This window comes from Colwellia sp. 75C3, assembly GCF_002836255.1.
In the GTDB taxonomy this organism is placed as follows: Bacteria; Pseudomonadota; Gammaproteobacteria; order Enterobacterales; family Alteromonadaceae; genus Colwellia.
Genome location: NZ_PJAU01000059.1, coordinates 174793 through 188705, shown reverse-complemented (window position 1 = coordinate 188705; position 13913 = coordinate 174793). Strand labels below are relative to the sequence as shown.

Sequence of the window (13913 nt, the reverse complement as noted above, 5' to 3'; positions counted from 1 at the left end):
ATTCGAAACTATTCACTTACTTACTGCAATTGGTATTAATGGCTGATGTTCGATTCTTTACTGTTGTTTTTCTGATAAATGGGTAAGGTGATTTTCTATCGCTTCAATACAAACCTTAACACTTAAAGGTAGGTGTTTATCGTAAGGGTATAAGGCATAAATTTGATTAATTGGCAGTTCAAAAGCAGGAAAAACTTCAGATAAATCAGGCTTTATTCTATTAAATTGAAAGTCAGGAATCAAACCAATACCGGCGCCTTCTTTTATCAAGGCTAAACACGAATAAAATGAGTTGGCGCGACACTGAGCGGTTGCCTCATAGAGCATCTTACTATTGTCTTTACCCGAGAATTGATGGCTAATATGCTTGCCTTGCCATTTGTTCGCTATGTAAATAACGTTATCGACGGCCTCTTTTTGCAACATCTCGTGCTGACCACATAAAATATCCCTGAACTCTCCAATTCTACGCTGCTTAACATTACTCGCCTGAGAACGACCGACTCTAATCGCTAAATCTATATTCTCTGACATTAAATTTAGGTGAGAATCACCGCTAATTAACTCGGGTTCCAGTAACGGGTATTGCTTAAGCAACTTACCAATTGCAGGTGCGATAACCACATCCATCAGTGCATTAGGCGCGGTAATTTTTATAAAACCTTTAGGAACCTCTATTGATTCTTGCGCTAACTGCCAAGCACTATCGGTAATTTTATTAATTTCTTTGCAAGATTCATAAAAGCCTTTTCCTGCACTTGTCAGGACATGCGTTCGGGTACTTCGTTTAATCAATAAAACACCTAAGTCGAGTTCAAGTGCCTTAAGGTGTTGGCTAACCACTGACTTTGATAGCTGAAGTCTTTCTGCCGCTCGAGTTATCGAGCCTGCTTCGACAATATGTGCGAAAACTGACATGTGACGTAATTTTTTCATGTTCATTGTCCGTAAAAACAGAACTCTATTTCTTATTATCTTTGTTTTTACATTCAATAGAAAGTTTTATCATTTACCTAACAACGACATAAATATAAACAACCACCTAAAGAGAACACTTATGACTGATAAAGATATGCTCACGTTATGTAAACAAGGTATTAACGCTTGGCAGCAAGCATTCAATAACCAAGATGCTGCTGGTTGTGCTGCGCTATATTCTGAAGATTGTATTATGGAAGCAAAACCACTCGGCACATTTACCGGCCGAGCAGAAATTCTTGAGTGTTGGAAAAATATTATCGAACAAGGTTTTTCTGATGTAGCGTATTCAAATGTTAATTGGCAGCCTGCCCAAGACGGTGGATTTATACTAACGTCTAGTTGGGAAATGAACAAATCCTTTGGTGTAGTACACCGTGAGCATTGGGTAGTTGAACAAGATGGTAAAGCTCGCTTGCAAAGCGATTCATTTGAAATTCAGGGTGAAAGATAGTCTCATAACCTTTTGATAAAAAACCTCTCACACTGATAATTAGCAGTGTGGGAAGTTCATCTACGTTCTCATTATAAAAGCAATTAATCACCTGTTTCACCCAAGTTAAAAATAATCACCACTGGCCTTTACGGCAGTGCTTTTCCTCGCGCACAAAGCCATAATGCGTACCAATGTTCTCTGGTAAGGTTAATGTTATCCACTTCAGCACAGGCTTTAATGCGTTCAACATTGGTAGTACCGATAACGGGTTGGATATTCGCGGGGTGACGCTTTAACCAAGCTAATACTACCGCTTCTTTACTCACCTGATATTCAGCTGCCAATGTCGTAACCAATTCGGCTGTTTTTTGAATATGAAGTGGTGCTTGAGAAATATCACGTCCGGTAAATAACCCTTGGCTTAAGCAACCCCAGGATTGCAGTTGCACATTGTTTTGTCGGCAATATTCAATAGTACCTGCACCATAATTTACCGACGGCTCGCCAGAGTTTCCTGACGTTACGCCTTCTTCAAGCCAAGCCAAATGGCTTAAGCTCAGTTCAACTTGGTTAACAACTAACGGCTGTGATAATGCCGATGATAAAAATGACATTTGATGATGCTGCATATTAGAGACACCAAAATGTTTAACTTTTCCACTAGCCGCTAACGTATCAAAAGCTTGGGCAACTAACTCAGGCTCCATCAGGGGATCGGGACGATGCAGCATTAAAATATCTAATTGCTCTATGTTCAACCGAGACAGACTATTTTCAACGGAACTTAGAATCCACTCAGGTGAAAAATCATAACGCTGCGGTCCTAAGTTATCTTCAAATCGAATAGCGCACTTTGATTGAATAGAAATTAACGAGCGTAATTCGGGACGTGTTTTTAATACTTCACCAAAAACTTGTTCAGCTTTACCGAAAGTATAAATGTCTGCATGGTCAAACAAGGTAATATCAGACTCGATCGCAGCATCAACAACCTCATGTGCTTTTTTTATATCGATTGCACTAATAGGATTTTTATCCCAAGTCCCACCTAATCCCATACAACCAAAGACAACAGAGCTATTGTTTTCTAGTGAGCGAGATAACGGGTATTTATTACACTTCATTTAAATTCCTATGGAAAATGACGGGGAGAATAGTAGCGGTTCACCAGGCTTTATTCTTTTATATGTGCATTGTTCACTAAAACATTAGCAAATAAAATATGACAAAAAAATATTCATTGTTTAGTATAAAAAACAATTGTCGATAATTGATCTACTCTCATGATGAAAGAACATAAAAAACTTGAGCGTTTAATGCTTTTTAGTGAAGTCGCAGAACATTTAAGTTTTACCGCGGCAGCCGAAAAATTAAATATTTCTCGCGGACACCTTTCTACTCAAATTAAGCGTTTAGAGCAAGACATGGCGATGATTCTGCTGATTCGCTCAACAAGAAGTGTGCGATTAACACCTGAAGGTGAACGTGTGCTTACCGGTATGAATAAGATCCGTCATGATCTATTAGAGTTAGAAAGAAGCGCCGAACATGAAGGTAATAAAATAGAAGGTCGAATAAAGATTACCGCGCCAGCGGGATTTGCTGAGCGATTTTTATTTGATGTATTTTCAAAATTTAAGCAGCTACATCCTGCCATCGAGTTTTCAATTAATTGTAGTTATACCCGCTTTGATTTAAACAGAAGTGACTTTGATTTAGCGTTTAGAGCAACCAGTGAGCCTCCTCAAAACATGGTCGCTAAACATTTAATGTCTTATCAACATTGTTGCTGTGCCTCCCCTGAGTACTTTGCTAGAAAAGGGGTACCAAAAACTCCTAATGACTTAATAGATCATGAATGCCTAAAAGCACAAGAACAAACTACATGGCAGTTTCAACAAGTTGAGGTACCAACACATGGATGGTTATCAGTTAACGATAACAATATGTTAAAAGGACTCGCGTTAGCGGGTAAGGGGATTATTCGAGTACCTAAATATTTAGTAGACAATGAGATAAAGTCAGGAAAACTTAAGGCTATATTTGAAGAACAAATGCCACGTGGCTCAATGATTTATATGATACACCCGCAACGTATTCATCAATCAAAGCGAATATCAACTTTCTTAGAATTTACTCAACAGTACTTTGACAACTAAGACTTAGATAAGTAGTACTTATCTAAGTCTTACCGAGCTACATATCTATCGTTCTGATTAAAAAATACGTTGGCCAAATCTCACGTACTTGAGCTTCCCATTCCGGATCAGCTCTGCCACTGGGTAACTGTAAAAACCAATATTTTGCCCATGTGCGAACAACTTTACCTGATTTGCTTAACTTCAGCGGAGAGAATTTTCGTTGATAAGAATTACCATCATACTCAACAACAGCATTATTTCTAGCTCTTTTATGCAAAAAATCTAAGGCGATGGTAATGACCTCGACCTCTGATTGCGCCATTAATCCTTGTGCTTTTAAACAAGCGAGTATCTCAGCTTTCTTTATACTAACCTGCATATAGTCATCTATATGTGGGGTATAAACCATACCCGTTAAACCAAAAATAGCTCTGCGTTCTCTATCAGCTAGTGCTTTTAAAGGCATGAGTTGCTCATTAATATCATATAATTCACTGATAACATGAAGCTTGGGGATCGATTTAGACAATTGCTACGCTCTCATAAATATTCATTGGTTTATCATTATCTTGGTGGGAAAAGTGTGAAACCTATTATTGTGACAATTTTAACGATATTCATTGGCTATTGATTCAAAAAATGAAGCGTCACCATAGGAGTTTCTCGCTTGAACTAAGCTCAACTACATCCGTATTAGGAGATAAAACTAACATTAAATTGATAAAACAAAATATAGCTTATAGTAGCACTTTGCCTAATATAAAGCGGCCTAATTAGCACTTGCTTGGTGCCAAGAGGCTAGCAATTAGTCTTTTTTCTTTATGAAGTCTCAATGATAAATCATTAAAAATTAAGACAGGATCGATATTTAACTTAGATCACCTTAATAATGATCTATATTATGAATAGGTACTTGGTTATCTCAAGGATTAAAGATGTCTATCACTGAACTATCAAATAAAGCGCAATTATTAAAGGATGCAGAAAGACGAAGTCATCATTGGCTTGAAAATTCACCTGTTTGCACAAAAATTGTAGACCCTAATTTCAATCTTCAATACATGAGTGAATCGGGGGTTAAATCCTTGTGTATTTTTGATATTTTACCTTATTACGGGCAGCCTTATCCTCTTGATTTCTATCCTCAATCATTTCGTACTCAAATGATTGAGACGATAAAACATGCAAGGCATACTAAGGAAACAGTAACACAAGAGGCCGCGGTAGTAGACTTAAATGGAGATGAAGTGTGGTTCCACTCAACTATAGTGCCGGTTTACGATGAAAATCATCAATTAGAATACTATATGATTGTCTCCATCGATATTACAGACCGCAAGTCGGCCGAAATAAAACTTCATCAAATGAATAGTGAACTTGAATCACTGGTAGCAAAACGCACTAAAGCACTTGAAGAAGCAAATAAGCAATTAAAAATAAGCAGTGAAACAGATTTTTTAACTAAATTATCTAACCGTCTTTTTTATGAGCGACGCCTTTGTGAAAATATTTCAACCGCTAAACGTAATGACACATATCTGTCACTATTAATGATCGATATTGATAATTTTAAAATATATAACGATGAATATGGCCATGATAATGGAGATATTACCCTCTGTAGTGTTGCTCAATCTATTGCTGATTCTCTGCCCAGGGCTACCGATTTAGTTTCAAGGTTTGGCGGCGAAGAATTCGTGGTGTTATTGCCTGAAACCGATGCTACCGGTGCTTTTGCTATTGCCGAAAGAATTAGGAAAAATATTGAGGCATTAGCGATTAAGTACACTCAGTCTGACACCGGTGTTGTGACGGTAAGTATTGGAATAGAAGCATTAAAAGCAGGGACACTTAACAAAATAGATTTATTTAAGCATGCTGATATTGCCCTCTATACCGCTAAAGACAATGGTAGAAATTGTACTAAATTATTTTCATTAAAATAAATAACCCTCTATTTTAGAAGTTTATTTATTTACTATATGAATTCAACAACCTTAAATTTATACTTTTGGCTTTTCCGTTATCCACAACTTAATATTGCCCTTAACCACGACCACATTATTTTCATCATAAGCGGTGATGTTAACGAACATATCGCCAGGCTGCCAATCTTCTGCTTTCACCTCTGCTACGCATCGAATGTCACTACCTGCTTTTGCGGTGTAATCAACCGTCATTCCTTTTGGGATCCAACGTAAATGTTTGGGGACAGACGCCTCAGCCATTACCCCCATCGCCATTTCTAAACCATTACAAATAGCGATGACATGCACCGTTTTAATGTGATTAAAAACCTTCTTTCTTTTTTTGATAAGACAGGTGCAATGGTGAGGTACTAACGCTGAAATTTTAGGACTAATAGTCGCAAAATAAGGTGCTATACGGCTGACCATAATGGAAAATATTTTCTTTCCAAATGGGTAGTTTTCAAGTTTATGATATAACGATAGTGTTTTATTTGTCTGGTTCATAATGGGCTTAAGATTGAATGTTGAGCGAAGAACAACTTATCATTAGGTGACGTTATCCACAATCAAATGCCCGCTGTCTTGAGTATTCTTGCTGTGAATATCAATAAGTATCACGCTAAATACTTCGAAAAGTTCTCGACTACATAATTCTTAAAAGCAGTTAAGCGCATCGGTTTATGCTTATCTTGTACGTAAACTAAATAAAAGGGTGTCGACTCTACCTGCCATTTAGTAAATAGTGGCTCCAACAATCCCCGTTCGAGTTCTGTTTTACAATACAACTCTGGCACTCTAATAATGCCGTTACCCGATATCGCTGAAGAAATCATCACCCTGCCATTTTTACAGGTAAGATTACCTTCAACCATAACGTCTGTTTTTTTCTTTGTTTCACTATTAATAAAGCTCCAGCTTTTCAAACTGCCGGTAATACATCTATGTTTTATTAAGTCTTTCGGGTCATTTGGTTTACCGTGTTTGGCTAGATACTTGGGACTGACATAAGTATTTATTGTTATATCGGTAAGTTTTCTAGCGATAAGTGACGAATCTGCTAATTCACCCATACGAAAAACGAAATCAAACTCTCCTGAAACAAGATCGACTCGTCGACTAGAAAAGTCTAACTCAATATTAATATCTGGATGCTCAACCATAAAGTCACTAATCAACGGAGAAATTACCTCTTCCGCAATATAACCACCAACACAATTGATGCGAATTTTGCCCGATAACGAGTCTGCACTTTCGAGCACTCGATCAATAGCGTGAGAGATGCCATTGAGTGACAGTTTACAGCGCTGATAAAACGCTTCACCTTGTGGTGTTAAGTGTTGGGTGCGAGTTGTTCTTATCAACAAGCTAACGTCAAGACTAGATTCTAATTGAGCTAGTTGCTTGGAAATATGTGACCTTGAACATGCTAACTTTTCGCCCGCTTTAGTAAAGCTGCCTTGCTCAGCCAGCACAACAAACGTTTTGATATCAGAAAGACTTACTTTTTTTTTCATACGACCTCTTTGTCAACTAACAGTAAACAGATACAGCTGTTGATGCATATATATCACCAAATATTAAATAAGTAAAACGGATGAGGCATTAATGTGAAATGTTCAAAACAGATGGAAGCGCCTTGTTATAGGCTTTCTGAGCTAGTTTAACGTTCCGTAACCGACATACATATTGCAGCGACATTAGATTGTTAACTCTTAGTCATCAATGATGTAAGTTAAGTGGCATATATCATTAGCTAAGCTTTCTTTATTATTCACTCAACAGATTGGATTAACTAATGAGAAATATTATGAAAAGTTTAGTTGTTATTACTGGCGCGAGTTCAGGTATTGGCGAAGAATTAGCAAAACAAATGAATGCACAAGGTCACCCCTTATTATTGCTAGCGAGAAGAGTTGAAAGGCTTGAAGCGTTAGGGCTTTCAAATACCTTATGCATGAAGGTGGATGTTACAGATAAAGCTGCCTTCCAAAAAGCGGTAGACACAGCAACTGATAAATATGGTGCTGTTGATTTACTCGTTAATAATGCCGGCCTTATGTTACTTGGCCAAGTCGATGTTCAGAATGCAACTGAGTGGCAATCAATGTATGACGTGAATGTTGTAGGATTGTTAAATGGCATGCAAACCGTATTGTCATCAATGAAGCAACGTAATACTGGCACAATCATAAATATTAGTTCGGTAGCTGGCAGAAAAACCTTTGCTGATCATGCGGCGTATTGTGGAACTAAGTTTGCTGTGCATGCAATATCTGAGAACGTAAGAGAAGAAGTAGCCAATAACAACGTCAGAGTAATAACCATAGCTCCAGGTGCTGTTGAGACAGAATTATTATCACACACCACCTCGAGTGATATTGTTTCAGGCTATGAGTCTTGGAAAAAAGAGATGGGCGGGGTATTGGCGCCTATTGATGTATCAAACGCAATTTCATATGCATACAACCAACCTCAAAATGTTTGTATTCGTGAAATTGTTTTAGCACCAACAAAGCAACAACCTTAACTTTGTGTCAAAAGCATCGCTGATATAAGACTAAGTAATACTCATAAAAAAGCGACGGCACTATGTGCAAGTCGCTTTTTATTATTTGATGATACTTTTCATGCTTTTTTTCCATCTCTCCTTAATCTCCAAAAGTACACCGCGTTTTTCCAACACTTTCATGGCATTAATAAGATCATCTACGACTTTTTGTTCTGTATTCAAACTACAAGCTAAATGTAAATTCATCGTCAATTCTTTGAGCGGTAATACATTTTTATACTTAGCGGTGTCCTTCAAATTTTTTACTCTATTTTTGAGTAAATCATCATTAAGAACCACTAAATCAATATGTCGACTAGACAACTCTAGTAATTTTAATAACGCGTCATAATTATTAACCACATAAAGATTTTCGTTTTCTACAAAGCCTTTCGATACTAAAAATTGATGAGTGACATCATCGCGTATCACTGCAGCGTTATATTTTTTAGCTTCTTCTATAGTAGAAATAACTATTTGATTACTTTTAAGTGAATAAAAAGAAACCGTACTTGTAACAATATGCCCTATCCATTTAAACTTTGACTCACGTCGAGGAATTCGGGCGAGCGAATATATACAGGTATTCTTTTCATGCTTTGCCCTTCTAAAAGACAATGCCCATGGGTAGGCTGTTATGTCATATTCATACTGAGATTCTTTTAACGTTGCTTCAACTATTTCTGTTGAGAAGCCTTTGATAGAATCTTCGCTAACAATTTGATAAGGCGCTAAATGTTCTGTCAGGATATTGAGCCTAGCTGACAATACTTGCCCACTATAAAACACAAGGAATACGACCAAGCCTACGGCGAATGTTTCCTTTAGTTGCTTCATAAATACTATGCTACTTGCTCTATCGTATTTAAAACTATAGCTTACAAGCCTTAATAAAACCTTTAGGTGTGTCTTGTTACCAACCAAAAAAAGCGACTACTCTAGGAGTAAGTCGCTTTTTACGCGCTATAAAGACAGTGTTAACCGCTTACGCATTACATATTTAGGAGTAGCGTTTTCATACTATCTAATAGTAATACTAGGGTCTGTGTTTATATCACCGTCGGCATCAATCACAGCCACTTTACTGTCACATAGTAAGATCGCCATAGGATTTATATTACTGTCTCTAATATAGGCGAGATCATAGCCGAAATTATTTAAACTAGCTGATGCAAACTGCTGTGGAATTGTTAACTGATTCCATAGAGCCGATTTACTGGGTGATGAGTGTCTTCTATCTAAATTTGTATTATCCATAATAATATCCTTATATTAATTCCGTTTAGTCGGTGTGAATATAGGGGGTTTACTTGGATAAGTAAATGGATAAATACTAATCAGATGAAATAATCGACACTTTAGTTATATAGTTAACAATATCTAATATTTTCAATGACAAAATACATATTCGGATAATAAAAAAGCGACTACTCTAGGAGTAAATCGCTTTTATTTTAATCTTATTATTAACACTTATTAACCGACAATAACTGACCGGTCACCAATTCATTTTGAACAGCTTATTCTACTGTAACTGATTTCGCTAAGTTACGTGGCTGATCGACATCCGTACCTTTGATTATCGCTACATAATAAGAAAGTAACTGTAATGGTAGGGTGTAAACGATTGGTGCGATAATGTCATCACATACCGGCACTTCAATAACCTTCATCGTGTCATCGCTAACAAAATTGGTATTGCTGTCTGCAAAGACATACATTAAGCCGCCACGGGCACGTACTTCTTCAACGTTTGATTTTAATTTTTCAATTAAATCATTTTGTGGCGCGACAACAATAACAGGCATATCAGCATCAATAAGTGCTAAAGGACCATGTTTAAGTTCACCTGCAGCATAAGCTTCTGCATGAATATATGAAATTTCTTTCAGCTTAAGCGCACCTTCCATCGCGATTGGATACTGATCGCCACGACCTAAAAATAAGGCGTTTTGCTTGTCAGCAAAATCTATCGCTAATGCTTCAATTGAAGGCGCTAACGCAAGTACTTCTTCAAGTTTATTTGGTAATGTCATTAGTGATGTGGCAATGCTATTTTGTTGCTCTACCGACATTCCATGATGTTTACCTATGGCTAATGTCATCATTAATAAACCGACTAACTGAGTGGTAAATGCTTTAGTTGAAGCAACACCAATTTCAGCGCCCGCTTTCGTCATAAACGATAAATCAGATTCACGTACTAATGAAGAACCGGGTACGTTACAAATGCTCAAACTTGATTTGTAGCCAATTTCTTTAGCTAAGCGTAATGCCGCTAAAGTATCTGCTGTTTCACCCGATTGCGATAACGTCACAATCATAGAGTTTTTAGGTACAAATGATTTACGGTATCTAAACTCACTGGCTATTTCGATATTACAAGAAACACCGGCAAACGCTTCTAACCAGTAACGAGCAACCATACCTGAATGGTAACTCGTACCACAGGCGATAATTTGTACATGTTCAACATTCTTAAAAATGTCATCCGCACCCTGACCAAAAGTATCTATATTCAGTTCAGTACCCACTAAACGACCTTCTAAGGTATTACGCACAGATGTTGGCTGCTCGTACGTTTCTTTTAACATGTAGTGACGGTATTCACCTTTATCACCACTGTCGTGTGAAACGTTAGCATCTTTCGCTTCACGTTCTACAGGTTCGCCATTAGTATCGTAAATACTGACGTTAAAGCGACTGATTTGCGCGACATCACCTTCTTCAAGGTAAGAGAATTTACGCGTTACCGGTAGTAACGCCATAATATCTGAAGCAATGAAGTTTTCGCCTAAACCGTAACCAATAACTAATGGGCTACCAGAGCGAGCTACGATGATGTTGTCTTTATCACGACTATCCATTACTACGGTACCGTAAGCACCTTCAAGCTGCTTAACGGTTTTTTGTACTGCTGATAATAAGCTATCACTGGTTTTTAGTTCATGATGAACTAAGTGAGTAATTACTTCGGTATCCGTTTGCGATAGAAATTCATAACCTAAACCTTGTAGCTGACTACGTAAGGTTTGATGATTTTCTATAATGCCATTATGTACTACAGCGATAGTGCTATTAGAAATATGAGGGTGAGCATTCGCTTCGCTTGGAACACCATGCGTAGCCCAACGTGTGTGTGCTATGCCTGTACCGCCCGTTAAAGGTTTCAGCTCTAATGCTTGGGCAAGTTCTTGTACTTTACCTAAACGTTTTGTTGTGAGTAGTTCGTTATTATTATTGACCACTGCAACACCAGCAGAATCATAACCGCGATACTCTAATCGCTTTAAACCTTCTACTAAAATATCTGCTACATCACGTTGCGCTACTGCGCCGACTATTCCACACATAATATTGATTCCTTTTAATTTTTACGTATTTATGTCTTTTACGTAAAATTCTTTCATTGTTTTGAGCTTGATTAACGTCATTAACTCTATTAACTTAAATAAATAAGCTAAATCAGCTAAATTAACCTTTGGCGATAATTAATTTTACGCCTTGCTCAGTGAGCGCTGTTCGCATTTCGTCAGAGAGACCGTCATCGGTGATCACTGTATGAATTTGCTCCCAGGTTAGTTCTAAATTTGGGATTTTCTTTGTTATTTTGTCTGATTCAACCATTACGATAACTTCGCGAGCGACTTCTGCCATAACTCGGCTCAAGCCGATTAATTCATTAAAGGTAGTAGTACCACGCTTAATATCGATACCATCAGCACCAATAAAGAGTTGGTCAAAGTCGTACGATCGTAAAACTTGTTCGGCAACTTGTCCCTGAAAAGCTTCAGAGTTTGCGTCCCACGTTCCACCGGTCATCAATAATGTCGGTTCGTTTTCTAATGCGTGAATCTCGTTAGCAATGCTAAGTGCATTGGTCATTACCACTAGGCCTTTTTTATTGGCTAATTCACTGACTAAAGCAGAGGTGGTTTGACCGCTATCGATGATAATGCGGTTGTGATCACGAATAAGCATCGCTGCTTTTTTCGCAATAAGTAGTTTTTGTTGCGACAGTGGATCTGCTTTTGTTTCAGTAATTTCACTGGGCAAAGCAACCGCACCACCATAACGTCTTAGCAACAAACCGCTGTTTTCCAGTGCGGCAAGGTCTTTTCTGATGGTGACTTCTGAGGTATCAAATTGCTTGGCTAAGCTATCTACGCTGACTTCACCCTGGGCATTTAAGTCGGCAATTATATTATGACGACGTTGTTGAGTATTTCGTTTCGACATGGGATTTAATGGTTAACTTATTTGATTAATTTGTTTCGAATAGTTTCGAGTTGCGAAATTTAGTTTCGCTATTACGGGTATTATGTTTCATACCGAAAGATAATGCAATTCTTACTTAGATTTTCATGATAACTTATCCAACAAGTAATGCTCGAAATTTAGACATAAAAAAAGTGCTATAAAAATAGCACTTTTAGAAAATAACTTTACTTATCAGGTAATTAACTGTTTTTTACCGGTCGCTGCCAACCTGCAACATTACGTTGTTTACCGCGACCAAGCCCTAAACCGTTATCTTCTACTTGCTTAGTAATGACAGAGCCTGCTCCAATCGTCGCTGAGTTACCAATAGTTACTGGCGCTACCAATGAACTATTAGAGCCAATAAATGCATTATCACCAATTTCAGTGATTGATTTATTTACACCATCGTAATTACAAGTAATCGTTCCTGCACCAATATTTACTTTGCTGCCTATTTCGGCATTACCGAGATAACTTAAGTGACCAGCCTTACTGCCAGTACCAAAAGTGGTGTTTTTCATTTCAACAAAGTTACCGATATGCGAATTTTGTTTCATTACTGAGCCAGGACGAATACGGGCAAAAGGACCTACAGAGCAATCAGCTTCAATAATGGCATCTTCAATAATACTGTTAGGCTTTATTTCAACATTTTCGCCAATAGTACTATTGATAATAATACAGTTTGCGCCAATCAGTACGTTATCAGCCAGTGTTACTGACCCTTCAAAAATACAGTTAACATCAATGCTAACTTCAGTGCCTGTAGTTAAGTTACCACGAACATCGATGCGTGCCGGGTCACGTAAACTAGCGCCAGCAATCATTAGTTGTTCTGCAATGCGTGCTTGAAAAGCACGTTCTAGTGCTGCCAGTTGAACTCGATTATTAGCGCCTTCTACTTCCACTTCAGTTTCTGGGTGTGCAGTAGCAATAACTTTGCCTTCACCGTGAGCTGAAGCAATAATATCGGTTAGGTAGTATTCACCTTGGGCATTATCACTTGATAAATTGCTTAACCAACGTTTTAAATCGCCGCCATTAGCCAGTAAAATACCGGTATTAGCTTCGTTAATTTTTAGCTGCTCAGCACTGGCATCTTTTTGTTCAATAATACCAACGACTTGTTGCTCACCAGCAATGTCTTCACGAACGATACGACCGTAGCCCATTGGGTTAGCCAAGTTTACCGTTAATAACGCCATGCCATTTTCTGGTTTAGCGGCTAATAAGCTTTCTAAGGTAGATACTTTAGTTAATGGTACGTCACCGTATAATACGAGTACATTTTCATCATCTTTCAAAAAAGGTGAAGCTTGATCAACGGCGTGACCTGTTCCGAGTTGCTCTACTTGCTCAACAAATGTTAAGTCATCACCGGTGATACGTTGTTGTAATACTTCACCGCCAAAGCCATAAACCACATAGATATTGCTTGCGCCGAGTTGGCGAGCGCTATCGATAACATGCGCAACCATTGGCTTGTCGGCGATACTATGTAGTACTTTAGGTAAAGAAGAGCGCATACGGGTACCTTTACCCGCGGCAAGAATAACAACAGAAAGTGACATGATAAA

Annotated in this window: 14 protein-coding genes; 4 read left to right on the top strand and 10 right to left on the bottom strand. The window is 37.9% G+C overall.

Annotation, left to right across the window (positions count from 1 at the left end):
- Positions 1-57 precede the first annotated feature (57 nt).
- The gene (locus tag CXF85_RS18105) at positions 58-936 is read right to left on the bottom strand and encodes a LysR family transcriptional regulator (protein ID WP_101230045.1); all 879 of its coding nucleotides are present in this window, start codon (positions 934-936) and stop codon (positions 58-60) included.
- 121 nt (positions 937-1057) lie between these two features.
- On the opposite strand from CXF85_RS18105, the gene CXF85_RS18100 reads away from it, so the two are divergent.
- Positions 1058-1432: a YybH family protein gene (locus tag CXF85_RS18100; RefSeq protein WP_101230044.1), complete on the top strand. Its 375-nt coding sequence runs from the start codon at positions 1058-1060 to the stop codon at positions 1430-1432.
- 128 nt (positions 1433-1560) lie between these two features.
- Here CXF85_RS18100 and CXF85_RS18095 read toward each other — a convergent pair whose 3' ends face one another.
- A complete protein-coding gene (locus tag CXF85_RS18095) occupies positions 1561-2538 on the bottom strand; it encodes an aldo/keto reductase (protein ID WP_101230043.1) in 978 nt (325 codons plus the stop codon).
- Between the two features lie 159 nt (positions 2539-2697).
- On the opposite strand from CXF85_RS18095, the gene CXF85_RS18090 reads away from it, so the two are divergent.
- Entirely contained in the window at positions 2698-3573 is an 876-nt protein-coding gene (locus CXF85_RS18090) for a LysR family transcriptional regulator (RefSeq protein ID WP_198555684.1), read from the top strand.
- Positions 3574-3610: 37 nt separating this feature from the next.
- Here CXF85_RS18090 and CXF85_RS18085 read toward each other — a convergent pair whose 3' ends face one another.
- The gene (locus CXF85_RS18085) at positions 3611-4084 is read right to left on the bottom strand and encodes a hypothetical protein (protein WP_101230042.1); all 474 of its coding nucleotides are present in this window, start codon (positions 4082-4084) and stop codon (positions 3611-3613) included.
- Positions 4085-4490: 406 nt separating this feature from the next.
- Between CXF85_RS18085 and CXF85_RS18080 the strand changes: the two genes are divergently transcribed.
- Positions 4491-5501 (top strand): sensor domain-containing diguanylate cyclase, encoded by a 1011-nt coding sequence (locus tag CXF85_RS18080; RefSeq protein ID WP_101230041.1) that lies wholly within the window; start codon positions 4491-4493, stop codon positions 5499-5501.
- Positions 5502-5558: 57 nt separating this feature from the next.
- Here CXF85_RS18080 and CXF85_RS18075 read toward each other — a convergent pair whose 3' ends face one another.
- The gene (locus CXF85_RS18075) at positions 5559-6029 is read right to left on the bottom strand and encodes a hotdog fold domain-containing protein (protein ID WP_101230040.1); all 471 of its coding nucleotides are present in this window, start codon (positions 6027-6029) and stop codon (positions 5559-5561) included.
- A 110-nt stretch (positions 6030-6139) separates the two neighbouring features.
- The gene (locus tag CXF85_RS18070; RefSeq protein WP_101230039.1) at positions 6140-7039 is read right to left on the bottom strand and encodes a LysR family transcriptional regulator; all 900 of its coding nucleotides are present in this window, start codon (positions 7037-7039) and stop codon (positions 6140-6142) included.
- 293 nt (positions 7040-7332) lie between these two features.
- Here CXF85_RS18070 and CXF85_RS18065 point away from each other — a divergent pair, with 293 nt between their 5' ends.
- Positions 7333-8052: an SDR family oxidoreductase gene (locus CXF85_RS18065; RefSeq protein WP_101230285.1), complete on the top strand. Its 720-nt coding sequence runs from the start codon at positions 7333-7335 to the stop codon at positions 8050-8052.
- An 81-nt stretch (positions 8053-8133) separates the two neighbouring features.
- On the opposite strand, the gene CXF85_RS18060 is transcribed toward CXF85_RS18065, so the two are convergent.
- The 5 genes from CXF85_RS18060 to glmU form a co-directional block, all read right to left on the bottom strand.
- Positions 8134-8910 (bottom strand): substrate-binding periplasmic protein, encoded by a 777-nt coding sequence (locus CXF85_RS18060; protein WP_101230038.1) that lies wholly within the window; start codon positions 8908-8910, stop codon positions 8134-8136.
- Between the two features lie 183 nt (positions 8911-9093).
- A complete protein-coding gene (locus CXF85_RS18055; RefSeq protein ID WP_101230037.1) occupies positions 9094-9330 on the bottom strand; it encodes a hypothetical protein in 237 nt (78 codons plus the stop codon).
- Positions 9331-9593: 263 nt separating this feature from the next.
- Positions 9594-11426 carry a glutamine--fructose-6-phosphate transaminase (isomerizing) gene (glmS, locus tag CXF85_RS18050; protein ID WP_101230036.1) on the bottom strand — a complete coding sequence of 611 codons (1833 nt, stop codon included), beginning with the start codon at positions 11424-11426 and terminating at the stop codon, positions 9594-9596.
- A 121-nt stretch (positions 11427-11547) separates the two neighbouring features.
- Complete coding sequence (locus CXF85_RS18045; protein ID WP_101230035.1) at positions 11548-12312, bottom strand: DeoR/GlpR family DNA-binding transcription regulator; 765 nt, start codon at positions 12310-12312, stop codon at positions 11548-11550.
- A gap of 221 nt (positions 12313-12533) precedes the next feature.
- On the bottom strand, positions 12534-13907 hold the full coding sequence (gene glmU, locus CXF85_RS18040) for a bifunctional UDP-N-acetylglucosamine diphosphorylase/glucosamine-1-phosphate N-acetyltransferase GlmU (RefSeq protein WP_101230034.1): 1374 nt from the start codon (positions 13905-13907) through the stop codon (positions 12534-12536).
- Between the last annotated feature and the right edge of the window lie 6 nt (positions 13908-13913).